Here is a 25,229-nt window from a genome sequence, read left to right as displayed (position 1 = left end):
CTGCGTGCCGGTATTCAAAGTGAACGCCTTCCGGTCGCTCGGCCCGTCTGAGGCAACCGTAGAAACACTAATGCATTAGTGTATTGAAATCGAAAACTGTCGATGGTAATACGGTCGCGACGAAACCCAAGTCGGATGTGCCCCATGCCCAAAAATGCAGATCAGCTCCGTAGCGCTCGATGGTTCGCACCAGATGATCTACGCGCTTCCGGCCATCGCTCCCGTCTGATGCAGATGGGGTATGACGCGAAGGATTGGGGCAGGAAACCGATCATCGCCATCCTGAATACGTGGTCGGATCTCAATCCATGCCATGCGCATTTCAAGCACCGCGTCGAGGATGTGAAACGCGGTGTATTGCAGGCAGGCGGCTTTCCGGTGGAACTGCCGGTGCAGTCTCTATCAGAGACTGCTCTGAAGCCCACGACGATGCTCTATCGCAACTTTCTTGCCATGGAGGCGGAAGAGCTTCTTCGCGGTCATCCCATCGATGGCGCCGTGCTGATGGGCGGCTGCGATAAGACCACGCCTGCCCTGATCATGGGCGCGATCAGCGCCGGTTTTCCGATGATCTTCCTGCCGGCCGGGCCGATGTTGCGCGGCAATTATAAGGGCGAACATCTCGGCTCCGGCTCGGACGCATGGAAATATTGGGACGAACGCCGCGCCGGCAACATCACTGAAGATCAATGGACCGGCGTCGAGGAGGGAATTGCACGCTCCTACGGTCATTGCATGACCTTCGGCACCGCAAGCACCATGACGGCGATCGCCGAATCCCTCGGCTTGACGCTGCCGGGCGCAAGCTCGATTCCCGCAGCCGATGCCAACCATATCCGCATGAGTGCGCGCGTCGGTCGGCGCATCGTCGAGATGATCTTCGAGGATCTGACGCCGGACAAGATCATCACCGAGAAGTCGGTTGAGAATGCCACGACGATCGCGATGGCGACAGGCTGTTCCACCAATGCGGTGGTGCACCTGATCGCGATGGCGCGTCGCGCCGGCGTGCCCTTGACCCTTGACGATCTGGACAAGGCTGGCCGTAAGACGCCGGTCATCGCCAATATCCGACCCTCCGGCAAGCAGTATCTGATGGAGGATTTCTACTATGCCGGGGGGCTGAGGGCTCTGATGGCAGAAATGAAGCAACGCCTGCATCTCGATGCGATGACGGTGAGCGGCTTTCCGCTCGGCGAAACACTCCAGGGTGCGGTGGTTTACAACGCGGATGTCATCCGACCGCTGTCGGACCCAATCTACCACGAGGGTTCACTTGCCGTCCTCAAGGGCAATCTTGCACCCGACGGCTGTGTGATAAAGCCCTCCGCCTGCGAAGAACGGCTGCGAGTGCATGAAGGTCCCGCACTCGTCTTCGACAGTTATCCCGAGATGAAGGCGGCGATCGACGACGATGATCTCGACGTGAGCGCCGATCACGTCCTGGTCCTGCGCAATGCCGGGCCGAAGGGTGGTCCCGGCATGCCGGAATGGGGGATGCTGCCAATCCCGAAGAAGATCCTGAAGCAGGGCTATCGCGATATGCTGCGCATTTCCGACGCCCGCATGAGCGGCACGAGCTATGGTGCCTGCATCCTGCACGTGGCGCCCGAATCCCATATAGGCGGGCCGCTTGCGCTGGTGCGCACCGGCGACATCATTCGCGTCGACGTTCCGAACCGCTCCATCGACATGCTGGTGGACGAGGAGACGCTGGCAAAGCGGCGTGCCGAATGGCAGGTGCCTGCCGACAAATATGAACGCGGCTATGGCTGGATGTTCTCAAAGCACATCAAACAGGCGAATGACGGCTGCGATTTCGATTTCCTCGAGAAGGATTTCGGTGCGGCCGCCGGCGAGCCCGACATTTTTTGATTGCCGCTATTTTCAGGATTGGAGGAACCATGACGAACTACGTTCTCTCGGACGCGACGCGCAAGAAATACGAAGGCGTGAGCTGCGCCACGCTCTGCACCGCCCTCTTTAAGCGCGGATTGCGCAACCAGTTCATGCAGGATGTCCATCCGGTACTGCCGAAGGCGAAGAACATGGTCGGCCAGGCGTTCACGCTCCGCTACATCCCGGCGCGCGAAGACCTGAACCAGCTCACTGTGTTCCAGAATCCCGCGCATCCGCAGCGCGCCGCCGTCGAACAGTGCCCGCCAGGCTTTGTCATGGTCATGGACAGCCGCAAGGATCCCCGCGCTGCTTCGGCTGGTTCGATCCTCGTGTCGCGGCTGATGGTACGCGGTGTTGCAGGTGTGGTTACCGATGGCGGCTTCCGCGACAGTCCCGAGATCGGCGACCTCGACATCCCGGCCTATCACAACCGTCCTTCCGCGCCGACGAACCTCACGCTGCACCAGGCGCTGGACATCAACGTGCCGATCGGCTGCGGCGATGTCGCGGTCTGGCCGGGAGACGTCGTGGTCGGCGACCGCGAGGGCGTCATCATCGTTCCTGCCCATCTCGCCGAGGAAGTCGCCGACGAGGCAGTCGAGATGACCGCCTTCGAGGATTTCGTCACCGAAGCGGTGCGGAAGGGCCGGTCGATCATCGGCCTCTATCCGGCGACCCACGAAGAGACGAAGGCCGATTTCGCCAGGTGGCGACTGGCCAATGGACGATAGGCGGTCTCCATGTTCAAGCACATCACCATCCTTCAGGCAGCCGAGCTGCCCGAGAAGACGGATCGCGAGTTGAAGGAAGCCTTTACCGTCATCGGCCTCCCGAAGGGTGAGGCGGAAGCCGCCGGGGTTCTGGCCGAACACGGCGCGGCCATCAGGGGCATGGCCGTCCGCCATGCGCATATCGACGCGCGCATGCTGGAGAAGCTGCCGGCATTGGAGATCATCTCCAGCTACAGCGCCGGTCTCGACGGCATCGACGTCGAGGCGGCGGCGAGCCGCGGCGTTTCCATCCACAACACCTCGAAGATCCTGGCACAAGACGTGGCGGACCTCGCCGTCGCGCTTTCCATCTCGGCGACGCGCGGGCTGATGCGTGGCCACGATTTCGTGCGCAACGGAAACTGGGGCCGGCAGAGCTTCCCGCTCGGCCGCTCGCTGCGCTCGCTCAACACCGGCATCGTCGGCCTCGGGCATATCGGCTCGGCGATCGCGGCGAGGATGGGCGCCATGGGCGCGCCCGTTGCCTATTTCGGGCCGCGCAGGAAGCCTGTCGACCATCTCTATATCGACAGCATCGACGACCTTGCCGAATGGGCCGACCTGTTGATCGTCACCTGTCCAGCAAGCCCCGAAACCATCGGCCTGATCGGCCCGTCCGTTCTTGAAAAGCTTGGGCCGCGCGGTTTCCTCGTCAACATCTCGCGCGGCACGATCGTCAATGAACCGGCCCTCATCGCTGCATTAGCGAAAGACGGCATCGCCGGCGCGGCGCTCGACGTCTTCGAGAAGGAACCAGTCGTGCCCGATGCGCTGCGGAACGATCCGCGGGTCGTGCTGTCGCCGCATATGGGTAGCGGCACCCAGGAGACGCGCCAGCAGATGGGCGACAGGCTGGTCGAGGCGTTGGTCACGCATTTCAGCGCACGTTATACCAACATGCATTGATCAAAACCGATGCGCCCACTCGCGCAGTCCAATGGACATTATCTTCCAGGGTTGCGCGACGAGTTTGTTCCAGGCGGCACAGCAGTGAGCGACGATGTCCTCGTAGTCTGTGAAGATGCGGTTCGACAGCCAGTTGTCCCTCATAAACTGCCAGACGTTTTCGACAGGGTTCAATTCAGGCGAACGCGGCGGCAAGAACAGCAATGTGATGTTGTCAGGGACGCTGAGCTTCGGCGTGACGTGCCATCCGGCTTGATCGAGGATGAGGACCGCGTGAGCGCCGTCATCGACTGCCTGGCTGATTTCCAGCAGATGTTGATTCATGGCGTCGGTATCGCAATAGGGCAATACGAGGCCCGCGCCCTTACCTTTCTTGGGGCAGATGGCACCGAAGATGTACGCCCACATCGTCCGTTGATCCAGCGGCGCTGAAGGTCGGGTGCCACGGCGAGCCCATCGGCGGGTGATCTTGTTTTTCTGACCTATGCGCGCCTCGTCGGCCCACCAGAGTTCGATCTCGGTATTCTTCGGGAGGCTGCTTCTGATGGCTGCCAATGCGGCAGGGAACTCTTTTTAAAAGCGTCCACTTCGGGTTCATTCTGGGCGTAGTGGCGCGGCCGGGCAGACAGCTTGGCAAAGCCGAGAGCCTTCAATTCGCGACCAACCGTGGTCTCGTCCATCGAGATCCGGAATTCCTGGAAGATCCATTGGACCAGATCCTTGCGCCGCCACCGAACGACACCGTGGATAGCCGGGATCGGACCACGCTCTACAATCTTGGCCAAGGCCTGGCGCTGATCATCATTCAGCTTGGGCCGATTGCCGGGAGCCTTGCCGTTGAGGAGCCCGGCCGACCCGTGCTCATTGAAACGAACGACCCAGTCGCGAACAATCTGCAAGGTCACGCCCCCGATCCGGGCCGCATCTGTACGCGAGCCGCCGTCATAAATTTCCGCCAACGCCAGAAGCCGCCGCGCTTGAGCGGCATCCTTGGTCCCTTTCGCGAACTGCCGCAGAGCAGGACCATCAAAATCATCGCGCAATGCAATCGCCGAACCCATTGCAAACCTCCCGTTTGCCCCATGGATTCAGATTTTCACCGATTCGGGAATCCCAAGTGAGTCGCACTCTGCGCTCGCTGGTATTAGACATAGGTGACCGACGAGAAAGGCCGCGCCAGCTGCGCGGCCTTTTCATTCCCAGGGTGCGTAGACCCTTGCCTGACCGGCCCGCCGGACGAGGGCGATCGGCAGCCGCACGAAATCGACCATGAGGCGCAGCAATGCGTCGGCAAGTTTCGTCGCCTGCAAATGAGAGCTGGCCGCGCAGCATCCGCCGGCCCCCTGCAGCGGCGTGGATAGCAAGGCGATAAGCGACCGACATGAACAGGGCACCGGTGCCCCGGCAGGGCTATCGTCTCATGCCGCCTCGACGGCACTTTGCCACTTCGGCTTCGGTGTCGCATTGATGAGCTGTCGCGTATAGTCGTGCTGCGGATTGCGGAAGATCTCCTCCGTCGTCGCATGCTCGACGATCTCGCCGTTCTTCATGACGATGATCCGATCTGCGAAATGGCGCACGATCGGCAGGTCGTGGGTGATGAAGATATAGGCAAGCCCAAGCCGATCGCGCAGGTCGGCGAGTAGATTGATGACCTGCACCTGGACCGAGACGTCGAGGGCCGAGACAGCCTCATCGCAGACAACGAGCTCCGGCTCGCAGGCAAGCGCGCGAGCAATAGCAATGCGCTGCCGCTGCCCCCCGGAGAACTGGTGGGGATAACGCGCAGCATGCTCCGGCTTTAGCCCGACGAGCCCCAGCAGTTCGACCACGCGGTCGCGCCATCGCGGCTTGTCGAGAATATCCTTATGGATCCGCCAGGGTTCGGAAACGATCTCGAAAACGGTCATGCGGGGATTCATCGAGCTATAGGGATCCTGGAACACCATCTGCACCTTGCGGCGGAAGGCGAGCAACGTATTGCCATCCATCTTCAGAATGTCACGGCCATGAAACAGCGCCTCCCCCTTCGAGGCATCGTTCAGCCGCAGCAGTACGCGCGCCACCGTCGATTTGCCGGAGCCGCTTTCACCGACGATGCCGATCGTCTCGCCGGCCGCGACGTCGAAGCTCAGATTCTTGACGGCGTGAAGCTGCGCGGGCGCAGAGAATATCCCTGACGAGAGCGCGTAGAACTTGTCGAGGTTTTTGACTTCGAGAATGGGTTTGCCGACCGGCTTGCCGGCCTGCCGCCGCGGCGCGTCCTGATCACCATGCGGCAGCGCGTTGATCAGCGTCCTGGTATAGCTGTGCTTCGGGTTCTCGAAGACGGTGCGCGCCTCCCCCTCCTCGACGATGCGCCCCGAATTCATGACGATCACCCGGTCCGCCATGCTGGCGGCGACTTCGAGATCATGGGTGATCATGATGATCGCCAGGCCATCCTCGGCCTGCAGTTTCTTCAGGAGGTCGAGGATCTGTCCCTGAACGCTGACGTCGAGCGCCGTCGTCGGCTCGTCGGCGATCAGGATCTCGGGCCTCAGCGCGATCGCCATGCCGATCATGATGCGCTGGCGCTGGCCTCCTGAAAACTGGTGCGGATACTGGTCGATCCGCTTTTCGGGTTCGGGAATGCCGACGCGGCGCAGGATGTCGATTGCCTTTTCGCGCGCCTGCGCCCCCGTCGCGACGCCATGGGCGCTGAAGACCTCGGCGAGCTGCCAACCGATCGTGTAAACGGGGTTGAGGTGCGACAGCGGATCTTGGAAGATCATCGCGATCTTGCGTCCATTGAGATCGCGGCGCGCTTCCTCGCTCATCGCTTCAAGATCGCGACCGCGATATGTGACGGAACCGGCGCAGATATCGCCCGGCGGAGTATCGATGAGCCCCATGACAGCGCTGGCGCTTACCGACTTGCCGGAGCCCGATTCGCCGAGAATGACCAGCGTCTCGCCGGCATCAATGTGGAAGCTGACGCCGTTTGCCGCGCGGAAGGCGCCGCCAAGCGACAGGAAGTCGACGGTCAGGTCCTTGACCTCAAGCAGATGCGTGCCGGTCATGTGCGTTTCTCCTGAAGTCCCTTCTTCGAACGGGCGAGCTCAATGCGCCAGCGCTGCTGCGGATCGGCGTAAGTTCGCCACCAGCTCGAAAGGATATTGAGCGAAAGCGTGGTCAACAGGATCGCGAGGCCGGGCCAGAAGGCAATCCACCACGCGGTCGAAAGATAGCCGCGTCCAGTTGCCACCATGGCACCCCAGGTGAATTGCGGTGCCTGGATGCCGAGGCCAAGGAAGCTCAACGCGGATTCTGCCAGAACCACGGTCGCGAAGTCGATGGCGCCGATGGTGACAAGCGTCGGCACGACGATCGGCGCGATATGCCGGAAGAGAATGCGGCTGTGGCTGGCACCGAGCGCCATGGCGGCGCTGACGAACATGCGCTCGCGCACCTCAAGCACCTCTGCGCGCGTTGTCCTCAGATAGATCGGTACGCGGGTGATGGCGAGAACGATAACGAGGTTGGTGATCGATGGCCCGAGGCTAAAGAGCACGATCAACGCAAGCAGCAGCGACGGGAAACTCATGACGATATCGGCGCCGCGCAAGATCATCGCGCTGGCGATGCCGCGGGAATAGCCGGCGACCAGCCCGAGCAGGCCGCCGATGACGATCGAGCAGAGGACGGCGCAAAAGGCGATGCCAAGAGTATTCTGTGCGCCGACGACGAGGCGCGCGAGCAGGCTGCGACCGAGCGTATCGGCGCCGAGCACATAGGCCCAGCCCTGCGAGAAGCTGAAAGGCGCCATATTGCGAGCGCGGAAATTCGGCTTGTCGATGAGGTCGCCCATCAACCAGGGTCCGAGCACGGCGCAGAGGATCACGACGACGAGGAAGATCACCGCGGCAAGCGCCAGGCGGTTGCGCGAAATCAGTCGAAGGATGTGGAACCGTCCGATATCGTGCTGTTTTTTCTCGGCGGTCGTTGTCATGGCCGACATACTCATCTCGTTTGAAACCTTATGCGGGGATCGAGGCGGGCGTAGATCAGGTCGATCGCGATATTGAGGACGAAGATCGCCACTGCGGTGACCAGCACCGTCGCCTGAATGAGCGCGAAATCGCGACGCACGATTGCGTCAATCATCAGTTTGCCGATACCCGGCCAGCCGAAGATGGATTCGACGACGACGGCGCCATTGACGAGGCTTGCGGCCAGGTCACCGGCAACGGTGATGACCGGCAGCAGCGAATTGCGCAGCGCATGCTTGAAGATGATCTGCGAACGCTTGACGCCCTTGGCCCTTGCCGTTTTGACGTAGGCGGAGCTGAGCGCGCTGATCATCGTGCCGCGCACCACCTGCACCAGCAGGCCGAAAGGACGGAGCGTCAGCACGAAGATCGGCATGATCCAATGAAGTGGTGTGCCCGTGCCTGACGTCGGCAACCAGCCGAGGCCGACGGCGAAGACGAGGATCGCGACGATCGCGACCCAGAAATCGGGAGCGCTGGCGCCAGCCAGTGAGGCGGTGCTGGCCAGCGTATCGAAGAGACTGTTCGGTCGCGCCGCCGCCAGCGAGCCGACAACGATCGCAAGACAGAGGGAAAGGCCGACCGCGATAACTGCCAGCTTCAGCGTCTGGGGAAAGGCTTCGAGCGCCACTTCCATAGCCGGCCGATTGCGGCTCATCGCCTCGCCGAAATCGAGCCTTGTGAGTTCCAGCAGATAGCGGCCGAACTGGACGATCAGCGGGTCGTTGAAGCCGTGCGTCTGTGAAAACGCCTGGCGCTGGGCCTGCGAGGAGTCGAGCGGCAGATAGAGATAGGCCGGATCGCCCGTCAGCCTCGAAAGGAAGAACACCAGGATCAGCAGGCCGATCACTGCAATGAAGCTCTGGGCCGAGCGTCTGAGAATGAAGCCGAGCACCGCGTTTCCTTACCTTCTGGAATGAAATGATAAGGGCGCAGCGAAACCTGCCACGCCCTGTGGAAGTCAGTTCTTGAAGTGGATTTCGCTGAGCGCGATCTCGCTGTTCGTCTTCAGATCGGGTTTCCAGTCGAGGCGCGGCCCGACACGGACATAACCGATCATATGATACATCGGTACGTCGGCGACGATCTCGTCGTGGACCTTGGCAAATACGCTCTGGAAGAGCTTTTCACGATCGTCGCCGGTCGCGGCCATCGCCTTCTTCAGTCTGGCGTCAAGATCCTTGTCGGCGATCGTCGAATACTGGCCGTCGCTCAGATACATGACAGGTGCCGTGAAGCCGGCATCGCCCGTATTGTTGTCATGCTGCTGCTGGAACAGTGTCGGGCCACGGCCTTCCGGGAACGGCTTGTCGAGGTAGCGGACCCAGTCGGCGGCCTCGAGCTGGCGGATCGAGACATTGAGGCCGATCTCTTGCCACATCGAGCGCATTGCTTCGAGGCTTTCCGAGGAGTTGGGGAAGAAGCCGTTTCGGCCGATGAGCACGATCTCTTTGTCGACGGGAGCGCCGGCCGCCTTCGCCTCTTCGACCAGCTTCTTCGCCTCATCGGGATTGTAGGTCCAGGCCTTGATGTCGGGATTGTGGCCGCGCACGCCCGGTACGACCATCTGCGAGGCACGCAGTACGTCCTTGCCGAACAGCGCCTCGCCCATACCATCCCAGTCGATGGCCATGTTGAGTGCCTTGCGGATGCGCACGTCGTCCAGCGGCGGAATCTGCGCATCGATGCGCATGCGCGTCGTTTCGGAATTGAGGTATGCGAAATCGGTCTGCGGATTGGTGGCGTCCTGTACCGCGATCGACGGGGTAAGGTCTGCCTCGGCCGATTCGATCATCGCGGCGCGGATTGCCGACTCGTTGCGCCACACATAGGTGGCACGCGTCACGTCCGGTTTGGCGCCCCAATAGCCGTCATCGCGTTTCAGCACGATCTCCTCGGTCGATGCGCTTTCAACGACATAGGGACCGGTCCCGACTGGCTTGTTACTTTCCTTGTCAAAGGGCATGTTCGGCGAGACGATCTGCACCGTGCCAAGCAATGTCGGCATGATTGGAACCGGGCTGTCGGAGACGATCTCGACGGTCTGCGCATCGACGGCCTTGGGCGTCAGCTTGACGTCGCCGAACTTCGAGCGGCTGTCACACGTGAGTTTCGGATTCATGAGACGGTTAATGGACTTGACGACGGCGTCGGCATTGAATTCGGCACCGTCCTGGAACTTGACGCCTCTCTTCAGATGGACACGCCACGTCAGATCGTTGACCCGTTCCCACTTATCGGCGAGCCAAGGCGCGACCGTTCCCTTTTCAGGCTCGATGACTGTCAGCGTTTCCGTGATGTTGGAATTGATGATGCGACCGATGTCGGAGCGGATCGATCGGCAGGGATCGAGGTTTGCCGGCTGCTCCGGCAGCACGATCTTAACCTCGCCCTCAACTGCATACGCCGCACCGGAAAGCAAAACTGCGCAAAGCAGCGCTGCTGCGCCAGTGGAATAACCGATGGTCATTGTCTCTCCTCCTCAACAAAAAATCAAAATTCCTTTGTGCGGCAGACCGCTGATTTGCGGTCCGCTACGATCCTCCATCGGCTATACGCACTAGAGCACTAATGTATTAGTCAACGGCTGCAGGACTGTCAACTCAGCCAAGGCCCGGCAATCACACGTTTTGGCGCGGCAGCACGCGGACCGTCTCGAACTCCAGCAACGGGCAGTTGAGTTGCTCCCCTTCGGCTGCGGATCCAGGCTTGATTATGGCAGATCGCGATGCCCGAGCAGGTCAATGCAGACGCCCGACGTGCAGATCGTAAGCTTACGCTTACCGAACTGCACGTGGCATTCACCGATGCCCTTGCAACCAAGTCCTTTCCGATGACCGCAGAACCGACGTTAAGATAGGCAGCGTTGGCCGCGTTCGGCCGCACCATCGCGTATTTGACGAAGTGCACTGGCTTCTCCGCAACAAGGCCCGCGAGCTTGTCGGGATGTGGGGTTGTCTCTTCAGGGATCTGGCCGGCATGGCTCGACGGCCGTGTTTCTGCGGGAAGAAACTGCTCCGGCATCAGCTTTTCCTTGTTCTGCGATGCTCTCGATATGGACATGCAGCGCATGGCGACCTAAACTAACACATTAATGCATTAACACGATCGATGAAAACAAAGGATCGTTCTTTGACCTTGGATTTGCTGACGGCCAAGCATCGCAGTGGGCTTGATCGCACGAGGCAGATTGCGCCGCAGATCGTAGAATATCTTCGTGAGCGCATTCTGGCCCTGGAGCTTGCTCCCGGCACGGCCCTGTCGCGCGTCGAACTGCAAAAGCAGTTCGGTCTCAGCCAGACGCCGGTGCGCGATGCTCTGATGCGACTGGAGGAGGAAGGCCTCATCACGGTCTATCCGCAATATGCGACGCTGGTTTCCAAGATCGATATCAATCTTGCCCGCCAGACACATTTCATGCGGCGCGCCGTCGAGCAGGAGGCTGTCTTCAATCTCGCCGAGCGCGCAACCGCGCGCCATGTCGCCGATCGCCTGCGTTCGGCCAATGCCAAGCTGAAGACGCTGGTCGCATCCAACGAATATGCGGATTTCCTAGTCCTTGACCGAGCTTTCCATTTCATCATTTATGAAGAAGCCGGGCTTGAGCATATCTGGCCGATCATCCGCCGCCACAGCGGCCATATCGATCGCCTTCGGCGGCTCAATCTTCTCAATGTCGGCACCCAACGGGTCGTCGATGCGCATGACGCAATCATCGAAGGCATTGCCGCCGGCGACCCCGTAGGCGCAGAAAAAGCGATGAAGATCCATCTGTCAGGCACGCTTTCGATGATCAATGACATTGCCGAGCGCTATCCGGACTATATCGACATGGGCTGAGGCGGCCTCCTGCCACCACTAACGTTCCGCGATCGTTGGACGAGTGAATTTCGCCGTCGTCAGTATCTTCATCCCCTCCGCCTCTATGACGACATCACACGAAATTGGACTCTCAGGTATATGAAGATGATCTGCTTTATATGTACCGCTTGCGGCACCCAGTTTGACGAGCGTCAAGAACCACCGCAAAGGTGTCCGATCTGCGAAGATGAGCGGCAGTTCGTGCCTGAGACAGGCCAGCAATTCACGGATATGACGTCCATCGGTCGAACACATGAAGTTATCTGGAAGAAAGAAGCCGAGGGCATACACAGCCTCGAAATTTCACCGTCGTTCGCGATCGGCCAGCGCGCCTTTTTCGTCAATGGACCAGCAGGCAACATTCTCTGGGATTGCCTGAGCCTCGTTGACGAGCAATGCGTGGCGCGGATCAAGGCAGCAGGCGGACTGGCGGCGATTGTTATCTCGCATCCTCATTTCTACGCCTCGATGGTCGAGTGGAGCACGATCTTTAACGGTGTGCCGATCTACGCTCATGCCGATGACCGCGAGTGGGTGCAGAGATCCGATCCAGCGCTGCATTCATGGGAGGATGACACAATGCCGCTTGGTCAGGCGACCATTGTGCGATGCGGCGGTCATTTTCCTGGTAGCTCGGTGCTTCACTGTCCTTGGCTCGAGGGTGGGCGGGGCGCTCTTTTTGTGGGCGACACAATGCAGATCGCCCTCGACCGCAAATATGTAAGCTTCATGCGCAGCTATCCAAATCTTATCCCGCTCAACGCCAGAACGGTGGAGGCAATTGTAGAAGCAGTCCGGCCCTATCCGTTTGAGGCAATCTACGGCGCCTTCGCAGGCCGCACGATTAAAAAGGATGGCATGCGTGCCGTTATGCAGTCGATGGAAAGGTACATACGGGCAATTGAAAGCTGAGAAGCTTTTCAGACTTGCCTGAACAGTAAGGGACGCGGCGTGCCTGCTGCCCGATGAGTCGGATGCAAATCTAACGCTGGCCCACCCTCAATCCCATCGCCTTTGCTGTGGTAGCCCCTGAAACCGCCTGGACCTTGCCTGACGAGATTGCCCCGTGGCGTCCCGGGCGGAGGCCAATTAGGCAAACGACTAGCCTCGCTTTGCGAACCACGTGTCGAAGTCCAACTGGTCCAATTTGGCGGGCCCAAGGGACACCAATGATTCGTCATCAACGGCAGCACCGAAATACTTGGCCGTAGGATCGGCAACACTTTACGGGCATCTCCGGCCGCGGCGAGATAGTGGGACAAGAAATCACTCATCGGTTTCTGCTGCGGCCCAGCAATGTCAAAGGAACCGCTCAAAGGGCGAGCACTCGCTGCTTCGGCAACGAAATTCGCGACGTCATCCGCCGCGATTGGTTGGAACGCGCCGGGCGACACGCGAATAGTTCCATCGACAACCGAAGACTCGGCAACGCCGCCAAGGAATTCCAGGAACTGCGTTGAACGAACGATCGTGTATGGAATGCGTTTTTGATAAGGCCCTCCTGAGCAAGCTTCGCCCGAAAATACCCGTTATCGGGCGAACGCTCTATACCAACGATTGAAAGCGCCACGTGATGGCGAACGCCTGCGTCCCGTTTGGCTTCGAGCAGATTCATCGTTGAGCACTCGAAAAACGCAAGAACTGCGTCGGTTTCAAACGAAGGGGAATTCGCCACGTCAACGACGACCGCAGCTCCCAGCAAGCGCTTCGGCGAGCCCCTCACCTGTGACAGAATTGATGCCGGTTGAGGGCGAGGCCCGCAGGACGTCGTGTCCTTGGCTTCTCAAACGCTCCGCAACCTTGGTCCCGATGAGGCCGGAGCCGCCAATGATAACAATCCTCATGAGTCCTACTCCTCTCCTTTCAGGTCTTTCAAAGCAGCAGTTCCTCGCATCGTCGATAGCATCCCGGCAGCTGCTGCGGCACTGCGCCGGTCGACCTATCCTTGCGCGCATTCGCACAGCTGTATGCATCCGAGCAATCACGCGGGATGAAGGCTCGCGCGTGAACTTCAGCCGGGTTATGATCGAGTGATACGGTTCAAGTTGGGTCCTTTTGCATGCCTTCAGATTTTTCGGCGCGCTCTTCGGGCCCATTTGGCAGCCAGATCGTCGACGGCTTTGTTGAGTTGGCTGAGGTTGGCATTGCCAGGATCGTAATCGCTGCCGCCCCACCATTCGACGAGTTCGGCATGTCGCTCGTGTGCCGGATCGACAAGCGCCTCGCGGAACTCCTGATACCCCCATGGGCCACCGACGTCCTCGGGTGGGCAGTGTCCTGCCGCTTCGAGGAGCATCGGGCCTTCCGTGCCGATTGCCGGGAAGGTGCGCTCGATCTTGATGCTGTGCGTCCAGCCGTCGCCAAAGTCGTAAAGGTATTTGAACGATTTCGCGCCGGTGTCCTGGACTGCCGACAGCAGCGAGACTTTGCGAGCGTCGATGGGACCATCCCCCCATTCCTCGTCAGGCAATCCAAAACCGACGTCACGCATGCGGAATTCATAAAGATGGCTGTTGGTCCAGCCCATCGCCGCCTGCAACACCTCGTGCAGCCGACTGAGCCTGATACGGAATGGCACGACAACACGCCGCATCACCATTGGATCGACTTGATCGAGGGTGACCTTCAGGCGGACGACGGAGGCAGCCATCTTCAGGCCGCCAGCATATGAGCTGTCGCCGACGCACTTTTCCAGTTCCATGGAAGCAGTTCGTGCAGGCGAGAGGCGGGAAGATCAGCGATGCGGGCCAGGACGTCGGCGAGCCAGGCTTTCGGGTCGATGTCGTTGAGGCGGCAGGTCGTAATGAGCGTCAGCATGACGGCGGCACGATCGGCCCCGCGCGGGGAACCGGCGAAGGTCCAATTCCGCCTTCCCAATGCAATACCTCTCAGCGCGCGCTCGGCGGCATTATTCGTGAGACAAACTCTTCCGTCTTCGAGGAAGCGGGCAAAACCATCCCAACGTTTCAGCATGTAGTCCATGGCTTTGATGAGGTCGGAGGATCTGCTGAGCGCGGCACGTTCGCGTTTCAGCCACTCGTGCATGTCGTCGAACAGAGGCTTGCTCTTTTCCTGCCGCACGGCCAGTCGTTCTGCTGCACTCAAGCCGTTGATCTGTCGTTCGATTTCAAACAGGGCGTCAAATCGTTTGACCGCCTCCAGCGCGATCGGGGAGATCGGCCTGCCGTTGCGTTTGCTATCGCGGGCGCTTTTCTCGATATCGGCCAGCTCAAAGAATTTCCGCCGCGCATGGGCATGGCAAAAAGCAAACGTGATCGGCACTTCTTTCTTTTCGGCAACCGATATCGGTTCGAACCCGTTGTAACAATCCGTCTGTAGAATGCCGCCATATCCGGCCAGATGTTTTTGCGGATGCTCGCCCCGACGGTCGCTTGAAGCATAGTAGATCGCCGCCGGCGCGGCCCCGCCGCCATAGGGCCTATCATCACACACGTAGGTCCATATGCGCCCGGTCGTGCATTTGCTTTTGGCCCGGATGGGAATGGTGGTGTCGTCGCCAAAAAGCCGCTCAGCCGCAAAGACATGCTTCTCGATCAGATCAACAACCGGCATGAGAGCGGATGTTCCAAAACCAACCTGATCGGCTAGCGTCGAAGTCGAAAGATCGATCCCTTCGCATTTGAACCGGGTGCTCTGGCGGTTGAGCGGGCTGTGCATGCCGAACTTGTCAAACAGGATCGTCGTCAGGAGATGAGGGCCGATAAAGCCGCGCGGCGTGGCATGGAAAGGCGCTGGCGGCTGGCTGATCGCCTCACAATCACGGCAAGAGAACTTTTCCCGCACTGTTTCGATCACTTTGAACCGGCGCGGGATCTCTTCCAGCGTTTCGGTGACGTCCTCACCCAGTTTAGACAGGCGCGAGCCACCGCAGCATACACAATTGATCGGAGGATCGATCACCACGCGCTCGCGCTCGATATCCTCCGGCCAGGGCTTTCGCACCGGCCGTTTGCGCACAAACGGACGCACGGACGAGGTCCGGGCGGCGGCAGCCTGCGCTGCAATCTCATCTTCCGTAGCTGCCGTGACCAGTTCCTCAAGCTGCAATTCCAACTGGTCGATCAGGCGCGCCGTGCGCTCGCTGCTCTGACCGCGCAGTTCGCGCTTGAGCTTGTCGATCCTCAATTCAAGACTGGCGATCAGGGCGTCGCGGTCGGACAGCAGGGCTTGCGCATTAGCAGCTTCGGCAACCGCCACATCACGTTCAGCCTGCAATACCTCGCGCTCGGCCAGCAGCGCCATATAGGCGCCGGCAAGGTCCGCAGGAAGATCGTCAGGCTTCACAGTCATGAAGTCATTCGATCAGATTCTCACTGTATTTTCAATGGAATAATGCTATCCAACCCTCGTTGGACGCCATGTTTCCTGCGGATGGCGCCAGTCTATGCCAGACAGGAGATAGCTGAGCTGTGCAGGTGATATTGCAACCGCACCACCTTCGGCAGAAGGCCATATGAACTTCCCGCGTTCCAATCTTTTTGTGAACAAGCAACTGCCCTGGCCGTCATGCCAAACCAATTTTATCAGGTCACCGCGCCGGCCCCTGAAGCAAAACAAATGACCGCCGAGCGGGTCATGCTTCAAGACCTCCTGCACCCGAAGCGCCAGAGAGGGAAAGCCACAGCGCATGTCCGTATACCCCGTCGAAAGCCAGACTTTGACCCCTGTTCCCATCGGAAACGGGTTCATCGCAATGTCTCCAGTCCTCGGACAATCCGCAGCAGAGCCTCAACGTCGACATCGCGGTCCACGATCACACGGCGGCCGTTCGCGCTCAGCACCTCCATAAGGCCACTTTGTGCCATCGAAGGCTTGGTCGCAGCGACCGGGATGCCTGGCTCCGGAACCAACAGGGCAGGAATAAACCCCTCAATGCCACGGCCACTGCCAAGCCGTCCCTCACGTGCTGCCTTACGCCAATCGTTCAACTGAAAGCGCGTGATGCCATGTCGCCGTGCCGTTGCCGTGACCTGCTGGGGAGCGGAATAACTCTCCGCAACGATCGCAAGTTTGGCCTCGTTACTGAAACGGCGACGCCGCCCACTGTCGACAATCTCCATCCGGCTGACTTGCGGCCGGCCCTCTATCGTTACGTCCATCGCTATTACACCGTCTATATTGACGTCCATATAGACAGATCATCCAATTCCGCTCACTTCTCAGCAAGGCGGCCTCCCCCGGATGCATACACACAGCTCGCGCAGGCGATCGCAAGAGATGCGGCAGCGAATTGGCTTTCGCAGACATCAAGCCGAAGGCCTCGATCATTTATCGGGGATCGTCAGCGTCGTTTCGTCGGTATCCACCACGAAGACTGCGAGGATTTTCGCTGGTGCAGTCTCGCTGGCATTGGCACTCACGCGGTGATGATCGCCAGGCACCTCGATCCAGTTGTCGCCGGTATTGAAGACCTTGATCGGGCCATCGTTGACCTGGCTTTTGATGCGCCCTTCGATCACGGTTGCATAGATGAAGGCGCTCTTCGCATGCGTATGCGAAGGGTTGGATCCGCCGGGACCGTATTCAACCAAAACGCCGCGCATGCTCTTTCCAGGCACGTTCGGCAGCTTGTGGGCGAAGACGGTGGGACCTTGGCGTTATGCGGTTTGTCAGCGGCGACCGCCGGTAGCGCCATCAATGCGGCGCATATGCAAGCAATAGCACACCCGCGCATGAGACGTCCTCCTGCGTAAATTGAGCCCTGCAAGTCTTTTATTTAGAACCGTGGCCGGTTCGAAACCAGATATACGAAGGTCTCCTCCTCCGCTTGCTGGACAAAATTAGCAGAGACGGCGCCCAGAGTCCAAAGACTGCATGCCTCCAACATCCCGATGACGCCCGTATCGAGCGTCATCGTTGATGAGCCTCCCGCAATGCGCGGTCGTCACCTCAAGGCGCATCTTGCTCTGGCAGGCAGAAGCCTTAGGACCGCACGGAGAGATGGTCGAGAGCCCGTTGCACCCTGGACGCAGCAGCTTCTGGTAATGGCATGATCGGACGTGGCGGATCATATCTGCCGAGGTCCAAGGCAGCCGCAATGGCGTACATGACCCGAAAGCTGCCGAACTCCTTGAAGAGGCTGAACAAAGGCTGGAATAATCGGTCGAACCGTTCCACTTCGGCGATGTCGCCAGCTTGAGCGCCTCGCGTTAGGGCGAGGGCCTCTACGGGCAGTAGACCTCCAACGACGCTATACCAGGCGTCAGCACCTGCAAGGATTGCCGATCCCGCGCCCCAGTCACCGCTATAGCCGATAGCAAAGTTCGCTGGCGTCTCGGTACGGAGAGCTGTCAACTCGGCTCCGAAGTCGCCGTCAGCCGGCAGCGGCATCTTCACGGCCTGGATGTTTGCCACCTTTGCTAGGCGCGCGATCAGTGTTCTGCTGAATGTGAACTTCGTGGTGCTGGGATTATTATAGATGCATAACGGAAGTTCTCCGGCATCCGCGACGGTGGCAAAATGCTCGTAGACCTCGTCTTCGAATAGTGGCGTGTACGACATCGGCGCGAGGAGCAGACCATCAGCGCCTGCCATCCTGGCGTCACGCGCCAAGGCTTGAGCCTCGTCAGTGCGAAGGGCTCCAACACCCACGATGACCGGTATCTTTCCACCGACCGTGGACATTGCTGTATTCACCGCGCGTTGCCGTTCTGTCCGGGACAAAAACGCGTAGCCTCCTGTGCTACCCAACAGCCCGATGGCGTCTGCGCCGGCGATCTGGATTCGGTTCAGCAGGCGCGCAAGTGCGGCCGTGTCGACCGAGCCGAAAGCGTCAGCGGGGGTAATGGGAAAAGCTGATAAACCGTGGAAGAGCGGCACGAGGAAAATCCTATGTTCAGGTGCGGGATAACAAGAGTTTCAGCCCTGCAAAGCCAAAACACAGGGTCAATGTTCCTTCGATCCAGCGTCGGGCACGGCGATACATTCCAACCATCGGCGCCGTCGAGAAGACGAGTGGGTAACCGCAAAAGATGGACACTCCAAGCATGGCGCAGCCTGCGGGGACCGTGACAACGGTACGGGGAGAAGCTTCCGAGCCAAGACCGAGTGTCATCAGCGCTATCCAGGCAAGTATCGCCCTAGGATTGGTGAGGTGCATCAGCAGTCCACGTTTATAGATGGCTGCGACGGACGCAGGTTGGTCCCCTGTGTGCTGCGAAATTCGGTGATCAGGAGTGAGCGCGGCTCTGCCAGCCTTAAGGGCAATACAGAGTAGGTAGAGACCTCCAAGTATCTTGAGCACAATCAGCGCCTGCGCGTATCTGCTCAGAACTGCCGAAACACCGGTTGCGGCCATGATCCCCCAGCAAATCGACCCGCTGGCAACTCCCGCTGCGAGAACGCGCGCCGCTCGCCTGCCCTGGTTCATGGCGACGCCCATGATCCGCATGTTGCTCGGGCCTGGACTACCCGCGGCGATTACATAGGCTGTAAAAACGATGAGAAGCTGGTGGAAGTCCGCTGACAATATGTCGACCTTTCGATTTTTTAGACGCCCCCCAGAAGGTTGAACGCGATCAGCCACATGACGAATGCAATAACCATTTCCAGTATGCGCCAGGACGCGGGTCGGGAAAAGATCGGCCGCAGTCGTGTCGCGCCATAACCCAGCAAAAAGAAAAAGAGGAATGACCCTGTGGTTGCACCTGCCGCAAAGGACAACTGATAGCCGGCAAATCGCGTCGAGATCGTGCCAAGCAGGACGACGGTGTCGAGATAGACGTGCGGATTGAGCCAGGTGAGAGCCAGACAGGTGGCCAAAGTCTTCTTTAAACTTGAAGGACTTCCTGCTCCAACGGTCAACGTTCCCGAAGACAAGAATGCGGACCAGAGGCTCTTGGCTCCATACCAGGCGAGAAAGGCTGCTCCACCGTACCGCATGACGGGATTGAGCCAGGGCAATAGCTCCACGATTTGCTTGAGGCTGGTCACCCCAAGCACGATCAGGACGGCGTCGGACAGGGCACAGGCGAGGCAAACGGCAAATACATATTCACCTCGAAGACCTTGGCGAAGAACAAACGCATTCTGTGCGCCGATGGCGACGATGAGGCTGAGGCCCATCATCATGCCAGTGAAGTAGACCGAGATATCCAATTTCTGATGCCCGCCTTGCACAAACTCTGGACCCGGTATGCCCAGAGAGCAATTTAGGCTACTTAAATCTGCTAAAGCAAATGAAGCGGTTCTAATTTATGCTCGACTATTCTGCTCTCCGCGTCGTCCTGGCCGTCGTCCAATCGGGCAGCTTCGAAAAAGCGGCTGCTCTTCTCAACGTCACGCCGTCAGCCGTTTCGCAGCGGGTTAAACAGCTGGAGGAGCGTCTGGGCGTTGCCCTGATCGTCCGCGGCAATCCGTGCACGGCAACCGAGAAGGGCGAATGGCTTTGTCGGCATATGGACAATGTCGGCATGCTCGAAAACGAGCTGTTTGAGCATCTGCCGTCGCTGGTCGATCCTGCCGATCCCGAGCACAGGGTTATGCTCCAGATTGCTACCAACGCCGATAGCCTCGGAACATGGTTCCTGGAGGCCATCTCGAACTTCTCGAAATCCTCCAGCTACTTGGTCAGTATTTCAGTTGATGACCAAGACCATACTGCGGAATGGCTGCAGCGCGGCCGCGTCGTTGCCGCCGTGACGAGCGCGGAAAAGCCGATATCGGGGTGCAGACGCTTTTTTCTTGGCTCTCTTCGATACCATGCAACGGCGAGCCCAGAATTCGTATCTCGCTATTTTCCCGAAGGGGTAACTCCCAAGGCTATCGCCAACGCCCCGGCGCTTACCTTCAACCAGAAGGACAAGCTTCAAAGCGACTGGGTACGCCGCACGCTGGGGCACTCAGTAAATTTCCCGAGCCATTGGCTTCCGTCGACCAATAGCTTCATCGAAGCCAGCCTCTCTGGCATGGGTTGGGGCATGAACCCAGTCGAGCTGACGCGTGAGCATCTTCTCGCCGGACGTCTGATAGAGCTGATACCGGAAACGCCCCTCGACATTCCGCTATACTGGCAAATCAACCGTCTTGCCGCTGACCGCCTGGCTGGTCTCACCCTCGAAGTGAGCGAAGTCGCAAAGCGCCGTCTGATCTGAGGTAAGACCCCTTTCGCCAAGAGCGATCGTCCGCGGGCCTAAAGGTGCGACTGAAACAGCTTCCGGTTCTAAAGGCAGCCTATCGTTGTCCCAAAACTGATGGCGACTGCGCGAAAACTCTAAATGGAGCCACTCGCCAGCAAGTGCTGTCGAAGAAAATCTCTGGCTTTGACGAAGCTCCATGTTTTTGGCGCATTCGCCAGTGGGCCGCCCTCATCAAGAACGTCGCGCAGTGGATACGCGAGGAGTTGAGCGGCTTCGTTTCGATCTGGCGCATTTTGAGCGCCTTTTAAAATATCGGCCGCTGACGTTTTGCTGACTGTCAACAGGAATAGTTCCGGGTGGCAGAAGACAGGATCGTAAGCAAGTCCAATTGCAAACGATGCAGAGCGGGTAAGATCAGAGACAGCAATTTCCTCTGCGATCTCGCGAGCAACTTCCTGAAAAAGATCGACCGTATCAGAGCCTTTACCGGGTTCAGCATAGCCTCCGATAAGATAGAGCCCGCCAGGGTTCTGATCCGCCGAAAGGCTTCTCTTCGTGACGATGACACCGTCGTCTGCTGTCAAGACAACAGCAGTCATTCCGAGCGGATCAGCTCGTGCCGCGTGCGGATGCCTATCACCGAATCTGGGATGGCGTGTTGCCACATATGCAGAAAACGACGTGCTATTTGCACCAACAATTAAGCGGCCATCTTCAATCCGATGATCTGCCATGCGGAGCAAAGCCCCGTCGAAGGCGGCGGAATTCTTTATGAGGAGAGCTTCCCAATTTGCTTTCCTCGTCTCTTCCACAGCTTCAGAAAGCTGAAAATTTCCGAAAACGCGGCATTCGATCTGATCAACCGGGATGCTAAATGACTGGTCTTCAAACACGCAATTGTCTCCAAGGCCGCCGTCGGGGATTCCTCAAAGTAGCGGGCCATCGTAGATTTTTCCATGGCACATTTATCAGGAATTGATCGCTCCCAGATGTTGCTTCTGCCGGAAGCGGTCGAGGAGTATGTCGGTCCTGACAATCCGGTATGCTTCATCGAGGCGTTCGTTGACGGGCTGCGACCACAGCCCCTGCCCACTGGTGGGAAGACGCGCGCCCCATTGGGGCGAGGAAACGGTGAAAAATCTCGCTCAGCGGATCTAGACGCATAAAGCCTCACCCGCGCGCGCCGTTACCAAGATCACAGATATAGGCCAGAATGGCTTCGACATGTCTTTCAGCGACGAGTTCCGCGGCCGTCTTGTGACGCTAGTTTCGATACCAGTCGATTGCCTTATCAAGTGCTCCAGTCAGTTCAGCCGCGGCCGAGATCACCTCGATCATTTCCCGCATGCGTCCTTGCAGCCTTTCGGAAGAAGGATTGCGTAGAGTGCTGCGATGGACGCCTGTCGGTTCCGCCAAGCCGGCAATGGGCACACCGAGAGCTTTGGACAGGCGATTGGGGGAAATTTAGGGCGTGCGCAGTTCCTGCACGCTATCGACAAACTCAGAGACTACCGTTGTGTGCGCCATACGAGCCTCGACCATTTCACTCCCACCAAAGCCCTATGCATAAGATATGCACATTTTCTCGCACCTGGCCCCTCCCGGGCTTTACCTAAGAGTCGGACTCGAAAAGAGTTCAATGGTAACAATACCTTGCGAGACGTCTAGTGATGAGGCGGATATGGGCGATCATGATCCATGCCTCGGCTGAAGCGATGGATTTTTCGACGTCCTTCGCCAATCTCCGGCACCTTCCAAGCCATGCAAATGTTCGCTCGACGACCCAACGGCGTGGTAGCACTTCGAAGCCTTTGGTCTTGTCGCTGCGCTTGATGATTTCGACCGTGAAGCGACCGACCTTCTTCAGCTTCCGTTTCAATTTGTCGCCCGCATAGCCACCGTCGGCGAAAACATGCAGCAACCATGGCCATCTGTGACAAATGGATTTCAGTAAATCGGGAGCGCCATCGCGGTCCTGGATATCGGCGCTGTGAACCATGAGGCCAACCAGCAGGCCGAGTGTGTCGACGACGATATGGCGCTTGCGGCCCTTGATCTTTTTGCCGGCGTCGTAACCTCGAATGCCGCCGCTTTCGGTGGTTTTGACGCTTTGGCTGTCGATCACGCCTGCCGTAGGACTGGCCTCTTTGCCTTCCAGTTCGCGCGCCGCCATCACTAGATGGTGGTTGATGCGGGCCCAAAGCCCAATACCCCGCCACGCATAGAAGTATCGCTGAACCGTCGAGCACGGCGGAAAGTCCTTTGGCAGCATCCGCCATTGGCAGCCGGTCGAGGCGATATACAAAAGCGCATTCATGACCTCACGCAGCACCGTTGTTCGCGGTCGCCCAAGTCGACGGGGCGCAGGTAGGAGCGGCTCGACAATTCGCCATTCTCTATCCGTCATATCGCTTGCATAGCGTGCTGCTCGCCGGGCATATTGCCGACGGGTGGTTTCGGTCCAGGCCATCGTGAACTCCATCGAATCTTCGCAAATCCGAAGGAATCACAACCTGTTGAAATCACCCACTTCTTTTTGAGGCAGCCTCTAAGAGATGTCTCACCAGAGCGTATGAGGCCTTCCTGGCCATCCAACCGTTAGTGCCGGCGATCGTGTCGGCTGTAAAGGCTCGGCTGGACGTCCTCGTCGGCCCGGTCGGGGAAGAGGTGTCTCCGCGTTCGCTCTAGTGCCTCCGCCTCCCGGCAATGTCGTTGAAGAAGAGCCGCAGTCACGTCCTGATACGGTCCGCTATCGGACTGGGCGATGCGAACAATTCCACCGCGAGAAAGGAAATCGCAGAATGACTTAACCGAGCGAAGTCGTGTTGTGATTTCGACATAGCGATTGTCGTCAGCGTTCATCGGCTCCGGCCTCCTCTTCGAGGAAGATCGGTTCCGACTTCGGCAATATCATGACCGCCACGGGCAATCCGCAGTCGATTGAGAATGCTATCTTTCGATGCCGTTAGGTTGAACTAACTGAACTGATTAATAAGTTTCTGTTGCTGACTTCAAGCAATAGATACCGGCGTTGGGCGTAGAGAAACGAAGCATTTCTCTGTTATGCGGTAGTTCCGATGGTGAAATGAGCGCCAAAGGGTCTGCCGTACAACTTGTGTATTGTAGGTCCGCAATGCGCCCCAAGAGCAGTCACTGTCACGTCCGTCGGTCAAGCTATGTCGCTGACGGACACCAAGCCTTACGCATTTTCCAAGTCGGCATGCCGAATGCTGAGAACGCGGGAATTTCGGGCACATCACTGATCTGAGGGCACTTCACCGCGCCAAATGGCACAGACAACAGCAAGAACTTGAGCCCTTTCTTCGGCGGCCATACGGTAGGCGTCCGCTACCGCTCCTCCAGTCGCTATCACGTCCTCAATGAATGTAGGGCGCCGTGCCGCGACATCCTGCCCTCATTCGCGCGACGCCTGCCATAAGTCTTTGCCTCTTTGCGACCGACACAGGAAGGGAGGCCCGATCCGCACATTGGAAATGACTCGCGTTCTTTCCGGCTTGAGCGTTAGCTGTGTTGTTCTGACGGAGGAACCAAACCATGGCCATGTATCTTACGCGCTTCAGCTACACGCCCGAGACGTGGGCTCGCATGATCGAGAACCCCGAGGATCGCCGAGAGGCGGCACGGACCTACATCGAGTCTGTGGGCGGAAAGCTCCATGGGTTCTGGTACGCCTTTGGCGAGCATGATGGTTGGAATCTGTGGGAGGCGCCTAATAACGTATCGATGGCGGCTGTCGCGCTTGCTATCGGCGCAGGAGGCGCGCTCAGCTCTATTGAGACCACTGTCCTCCTCACCGTCGAGGATACGATCGACGCCTTGGAAAAGGCGAAGTCAATTCGGTATCGTCCACCGGCAGCGTAGGCAGCGGCTCAACCTTTGGCTTGCCGGCGGCCATTTTGGTCGACGAAGTCGACACCCAAACTGGAGCCCGGGACGCCTTCGGGGCGATGTATCTGACGTCGTGGCGCGTCCCGACAGGCCCATGGCGACGCGATCGCCAATGCATCCTTTTGAAATCTCAAGCGTTGTAGAGGTATGCAGTACAGGAAAGCCACGCCTGAGGACGACGATGTCGTTGTTCGACATTATCTCTTGATTTGGGAGAGCTATGGGACACCTGCCGACCATTTTCGAGCGGATGCCGAAGCCGTCACACGCCAGTTCCTCGAGGAAGGGCGTCGGGATCGTGCGCTGGCGAGCTTCATCGCGTTTGACGGCGAAATCGCTGCGGGATCGGCCTCATGTCAGCTTCACCAGATGCCCTATCCCGCGGCATTGAAATCGGAACACTTGCTCCAGGGATACGTCTGGAGCCTCTTCGTGGAGCCAGCTTATCGGCGACAGGGAGTTTCGAAGAAACTGATGTGCATGATATTGGACTATTTGCGGGACGTAGGCTGCACCGGGATCGTGCTCCACTCTTCCGAGGCAGGCGAGGCGCTCTATCGTTGTCTCGGTTTCGAGATCGCTCGCGAGATGCGGCTGAAATTTTAACTGCAGTTCTGGCTGCGTGCTGGGAGCTGCTGCGAGCTTGAGTTCTGACGCTGACCACGAGACCATCAAGTTCAAAATGAAGTTTCAAATATCTTAGCCCTTGAATATTGCGTTACGGATTCAACCCGCTAGATCCCATGCGATCACGC

At 58.7% G+C, this 25,229-nt stretch carries 23 protein-coding genes and 3 pseudogenes; 8 read left to right on the top strand and 18 right to left on the bottom strand.

Going from position 1 to position 25,229, the window contains the following annotated elements; all coding sequences use genetic code 11:
- The first annotated feature begins 144 nt into the window (after positions 1-144).
- Genes araD through WGT02_RS38100 form a run of 3 tightly spaced genes read left to right on the top strand, consistent with a single transcriptional unit; the run spans position 145 to position 3,575 of the window.
- On the top strand, positions 145-1,875 hold the full coding sequence (gene araD / locus WGT02_RS38110) for an L-arabinonate dehydratase (RefSeq protein WP_208245502.1): 1,731 nt from the start codon (positions 145-147) through the stop codon (positions 1,873-1,875).
- Positions 1,876-1,904: 29 nt separating this feature from the next.
- On the top strand, positions 1,905-2,630 hold the full coding sequence (locus WGT02_RS38105; RefSeq protein ID WP_208245505.1) for a ribonuclease activity regulator RraA: 726 nt from the start codon (positions 1,905-1,907) through the stop codon (positions 2,628-2,630).
- A gap of 9 nt (positions 2,631-2,639) precedes the next feature.
- On the top strand, positions 2,640-3,575 hold the full coding sequence (locus WGT02_RS38100) for a 2-hydroxyacid dehydrogenase (protein WP_208245507.1): 936 nt from the start codon (positions 2,640-2,642) through the stop codon (positions 3,573-3,575).
- On the opposite strand, the gene WGT02_RS38095 is transcribed toward WGT02_RS38100, so the two are convergent.
- The 6 genes from WGT02_RS38095 to WGT02_RS38070 all read right to left on the bottom strand — a co-directional run bounded on the left by WGT02_RS38095 (position 3,576) and on the right by WGT02_RS38070 (position 10,630).
- Positions 3,576-4,636 (bottom strand): IS630 family transposase gene (locus WGT02_RS38095; RefSeq protein WP_112334090.1). Its coding sequence is split into 2 segments (ribosomal slippage): positions 3,576-4,144 and positions 4,144-4,636, totalling 1,062 coding nucleotides; the frame shifts between segments, so codons are not numbered across the junction.
- A gap of 357 nt (positions 4,637-4,993) precedes the next feature.
- The gene (locus WGT02_RS38090; protein ID WP_208245508.1) at positions 4,994-6,637 is read right to left on the bottom strand and encodes an ABC transporter ATP-binding protein; all 1,644 of its coding nucleotides are present in this window, start codon (positions 6,635-6,637) and stop codon (positions 4,994-4,996) included.
- A complete protein-coding gene (locus WGT02_RS38085; RefSeq protein WP_024314173.1) occupies positions 6,634-7,581 on the bottom strand; it encodes an ABC transporter permease in 948 nt (315 codons plus the stop codon). Before WGT02_RS38085 ends, WGT02_RS38090 begins: the two co-directional genes overlap by 4 nt.
- Positions 7,578-8,501 (bottom strand): ABC transporter permease, encoded by a 924-nt coding sequence (locus tag WGT02_RS38080; RefSeq protein ID WP_024314174.1) that lies wholly within the window; start codon positions 8,499-8,501, stop codon positions 7,578-7,580. Before WGT02_RS38080 ends, WGT02_RS38085 begins: the two co-directional genes overlap by 4 nt.
- Positions 8,502-8,567: 66 nt before the next feature.
- Positions 8,568-10,076, bottom strand: coding sequence for an ABC transporter substrate-binding protein (locus tag WGT02_RS38075; RefSeq protein ID WP_208245510.1), 1,509 nt, complete (start codon positions 10,074-10,076; stop codon positions 8,568-8,570).
- Positions 10,077-10,204: 128 nt separating this feature from the next.
- Positions 10,205-10,630 carry a hypothetical protein gene (locus tag WGT02_RS38070; protein ID WP_208245512.1) on the bottom strand — a complete coding sequence of 142 codons (426 nt, stop codon included), beginning with the start codon at positions 10,628-10,630 and terminating at the stop codon, positions 10,205-10,207.
- A 108-nt stretch (positions 10,631-10,738) separates the two neighbouring features.
- On the opposite strand from WGT02_RS38070, the gene WGT02_RS38065 reads away from it, so the two are divergent.
- Entirely contained in the window at positions 10,739-11,446 is a 708-nt protein-coding gene (locus tag WGT02_RS38065) for a GntR family transcriptional regulator (protein WP_024314176.1), read from the top strand.
- Positions 11,447-11,572: 126 nt separating this feature from the next.
- Positions 11,573-12,379 (top strand): MBL fold metallo-hydrolase, encoded by an 807-nt coding sequence (locus tag WGT02_RS38060; protein WP_024314177.1) that lies wholly within the window; start codon positions 11,573-11,575, stop codon positions 12,377-12,379.
- Between the two features lie 189 nt (positions 12,380-12,568).
- Here WGT02_RS38060 and WGT02_RS38055 read toward each other — a convergent pair.
- The 9 genes and pseudogenes from WGT02_RS38055 to WGT02_RS38015 all read right to left on the bottom strand — a co-directional run bounded on the left by WGT02_RS38055 (position 12,569) and on the right by WGT02_RS38015 (position 19,558).
- A pseudogene (locus WGT02_RS38055) lies at positions 12,569-13,311 on the bottom strand (SDR family oxidoreductase).
- Between the two features lie 221 nt (positions 13,312-13,532).
- Positions 13,533-14,117 (bottom strand): plasmid pRiA4b ORF-3 family protein, encoded by a 585-nt coding sequence (locus tag WGT02_RS38050; RefSeq protein ID WP_208245634.1) that lies wholly within the window; start codon positions 14,115-14,117, stop codon positions 13,533-13,535.
- A gap of 2 nt (positions 14,118-14,119) precedes the next feature.
- Positions 14,120-15,778 carry an IS66 family transposase gene (locus WGT02_RS38045; RefSeq protein ID WP_208245348.1) on the bottom strand — a complete coding sequence of 553 codons (1,659 nt, stop codon included), beginning with the start codon at positions 15,776-15,778 and terminating at the stop codon, positions 14,120-14,122.
- A gap of 45 nt (positions 15,779-15,823) precedes the next feature.
- Positions 15,824-16,177, bottom strand: a complete 354-nt coding sequence (gene tnpB, locus WGT02_RS38040) for an IS66 family insertion sequence element accessory protein TnpB (protein WP_208245196.1) — start codon at positions 16,175-16,177, stop codon at positions 15,824-15,826.
- Positions 16,174-16,617 carry a transposase gene (locus tag WGT02_RS38035; RefSeq protein WP_375679911.1) on the bottom strand — a complete coding sequence of 148 codons (444 nt, stop codon included), beginning with the start codon at positions 16,615-16,617 and terminating at the stop codon, positions 16,174-16,176. Before WGT02_RS38035 ends, tnpB begins: the two co-directional genes overlap by 4 nt.
- A 135-nt stretch (positions 16,618-16,752) precedes the next feature.
- Positions 16,753-17,162, bottom strand: a pseudogene (locus tag WGT02_RS38030) (cupin domain-containing protein).
- Positions 17,163-17,410: 248 nt separating this feature from the next.
- Positions 17,411-18,307 (bottom strand): dihydrodipicolinate synthase family protein, encoded by an 897-nt coding sequence (locus WGT02_RS38025; protein WP_208245515.1) that lies wholly within the window; start codon positions 18,305-18,307, stop codon positions 17,411-17,413.
- 16 nt (positions 18,308-18,323) lie between these two features.
- Positions 18,324-18,956, bottom strand: coding sequence for a LysE family translocator (locus WGT02_RS38020; RefSeq protein ID WP_208245517.1), 633 nt, complete (start codon positions 18,954-18,956; stop codon positions 18,324-18,326).
- A gap of 20 nt (positions 18,957-18,976) precedes the next feature.
- Positions 18,977-19,558, bottom strand: coding sequence for a LysE/ArgO family amino acid transporter (locus tag WGT02_RS38015; protein ID WP_374046195.1), 582 nt, complete (start codon positions 19,556-19,558; stop codon positions 18,977-18,979).
- 125 nt (positions 19,559-19,683) lie between these two features.
- On the opposite strand from WGT02_RS38015, the gene WGT02_RS38010 reads away from it, so the two are divergent.
- The gene (locus tag WGT02_RS38010; protein WP_024314182.1) at positions 19,684-20,580 is read left to right on the top strand and encodes a LysR family transcriptional regulator ArgP; all 897 of its coding nucleotides are present in this window, start codon (positions 19,684-19,686) and stop codon (positions 20,578-20,580) included.
- A 119-nt stretch (positions 20,581-20,699) separates the two neighbouring features.
- On the opposite strand, the gene WGT02_RS38005 is transcribed toward WGT02_RS38010, so the two are convergent.
- The 3 genes and pseudogenes from WGT02_RS38005 to WGT02_RS37995 form a co-directional block, all read right to left on the bottom strand.
- Complete coding sequence (locus WGT02_RS38005) at positions 20,700-21,458, bottom strand: hypothetical protein (protein ID WP_024314183.1); 759 nt, start codon at positions 21,456-21,458, stop codon at positions 20,700-20,702.
- A 277-nt stretch (positions 21,459-21,735) separates the two neighbouring features.
- A pseudogene (locus WGT02_RS38000) lies at positions 21,736-22,107 on the bottom strand (hypothetical protein).
- A 94-nt stretch (positions 22,108-22,201) separates the two neighbouring features.
- The gene (locus WGT02_RS37995; RefSeq protein WP_037070297.1) at positions 22,202-23,035 is read right to left on the bottom strand and encodes an IS5 family transposase; all 834 of its coding nucleotides are present in this window, start codon (positions 23,033-23,035) and stop codon (positions 22,202-22,204) included.
- A gap of 1,085 nt (positions 23,036-24,120) precedes the next feature.
- Between WGT02_RS37995 and WGT02_RS37990 the strand changes: the two genes are divergently transcribed.
- Positions 24,121-24,447, top strand: coding sequence for a GYD domain-containing protein (locus tag WGT02_RS37990; RefSeq protein ID WP_208245519.1), 327 nt, complete (start codon positions 24,121-24,123; stop codon positions 24,445-24,447).
- Between the two features lie 174 nt (positions 24,448-24,621).
- Complete coding sequence (locus WGT02_RS37985) at positions 24,622-25,080, top strand: GNAT family N-acetyltransferase (protein ID WP_208245520.1); 459 nt, start codon at positions 24,622-24,624, stop codon at positions 25,078-25,080.
- Positions 25,081-25,229 lie beyond the last annotated feature (149 nt).

Source organism: Rhizobium sp. T1470, from assembly GCF_042140505.1.
GTDB lineage: Bacteria > Pseudomonadota > Alphaproteobacteria > Rhizobiales > Rhizobiaceae > Rhizobium > Rhizobium favelukesii.
This window is presented reverse-complemented; position numbering and strand designations above follow the sequence as displayed.

What these genes read in the sequence shown, in the direction of transcription:
- araD (WP_208245502.1), top strand. Translation starts at nt 145, where the DNA reads ATGCCCAAAAATGCAGATCAGCTCCGTAGCGCTCGATGGTTCGCACCA.
- WGT02_RS38105 (WP_208245505.1), top strand. Translation starts at nt 1,905, where the DNA reads ATGACGAACTACGTTCTCTCGGACGCGACGCGCAAGAAATACGAAGGC.
- WGT02_RS38100 (WP_208245507.1), top strand. Translation starts at nt 2,640, where the DNA reads ATGTTCAAGCACATCACCATCCTTCAGGCAGCCGAGCTGCCCGAGAAG.
- WGT02_RS38090 (WP_208245508.1), bottom strand. Translation starts at nt 6,637, where the DNA reads ATGACCGGCACGCATCTGCTTGAGGTCAAGGACCTGACCGTCGACTTC.
- WGT02_RS38085 (WP_024314173.1), bottom strand. Translation starts at nt 7,581, where the DNA reads ATGAGTATGTCGGCCATGACAACGACCGCCGAGAAAAAACAGCACGAT.
- WGT02_RS38075 (WP_208245510.1), bottom strand. Translation starts at nt 10,076, where the DNA reads ATGACCATCGGTTATTCCACTGGCGCAGCAGCGCTGCTTTGCGCAGTT.
- WGT02_RS38070 (WP_208245512.1), bottom strand. Translation starts at nt 10,630, where the DNA reads ATGCCGGAGCAGTTTCTTCCCGCAGAAACACGGCCGTCGAGCCATGCC.
- WGT02_RS38060 (WP_024314177.1), top strand. Translation starts at nt 11,573, where the DNA reads ATGATCTGCTTTATATGTACCGCTTGCGGCACCCAGTTTGACGAGCGT.
- WGT02_RS38050 (WP_208245634.1), bottom strand. Translation starts at nt 14,117, where the DNA reads ATGGCTGCCTCCGTCGTCCGCCTGAAGGTCACCCTCGATCAAGTCGAT.
- WGT02_RS38045 (WP_208245348.1), bottom strand. Translation starts at nt 15,778, where the DNA reads ATGACTGTGAAGCCTGACGATCTTCCTGCGGACCTTGCCGGCGCCTAT.
- tnpB (WP_208245196.1), bottom strand. Translation starts at nt 16,177, where the DNA reads ATGAACCCGTTTCCGATGGGAACAGGGGTCAAAGTCTGGCTTTCGACG.
- WGT02_RS38035 (WP_375679911.1), bottom strand. Translation starts at nt 16,617, where the DNA reads ATGGACGTCAATATAGACGGTGTAATAGCGATGGACGTAACGATAGAG.
- WGT02_RS38015 (WP_374046195.1), bottom strand. Translation starts at nt 19,558, where the DNA reads ATGATGATGGGCCTCAGCCTCATCGTCGCCATCGGCGCACAGAATGCG.
- WGT02_RS38010 (WP_024314182.1), top strand. Translation starts at nt 19,684, where the DNA reads ATGCTCGACTATTCTGCTCTCCGCGTCGTCCTGGCCGTCGTCCAATCG.
- WGT02_RS37995 (WP_037070297.1), bottom strand. Translation starts at nt 23,035, where the DNA reads ATGGCCTGGACCGAAACCACCCGTCGGCAATATGCCCGGCGAGCAGCA.
- WGT02_RS37990 (WP_208245519.1), top strand. Translation starts at nt 24,121, where the DNA reads ATGGCCATGTATCTTACGCGCTTCAGCTACACGCCCGAGACGTGGGCT.
- WGT02_RS37985 (WP_208245520.1), top strand. Translation starts at nt 24,622, where the DNA reads ATGCAGTACAGGAAAGCCACGCCTGAGGACGACGATGTCGTTGTTCGA.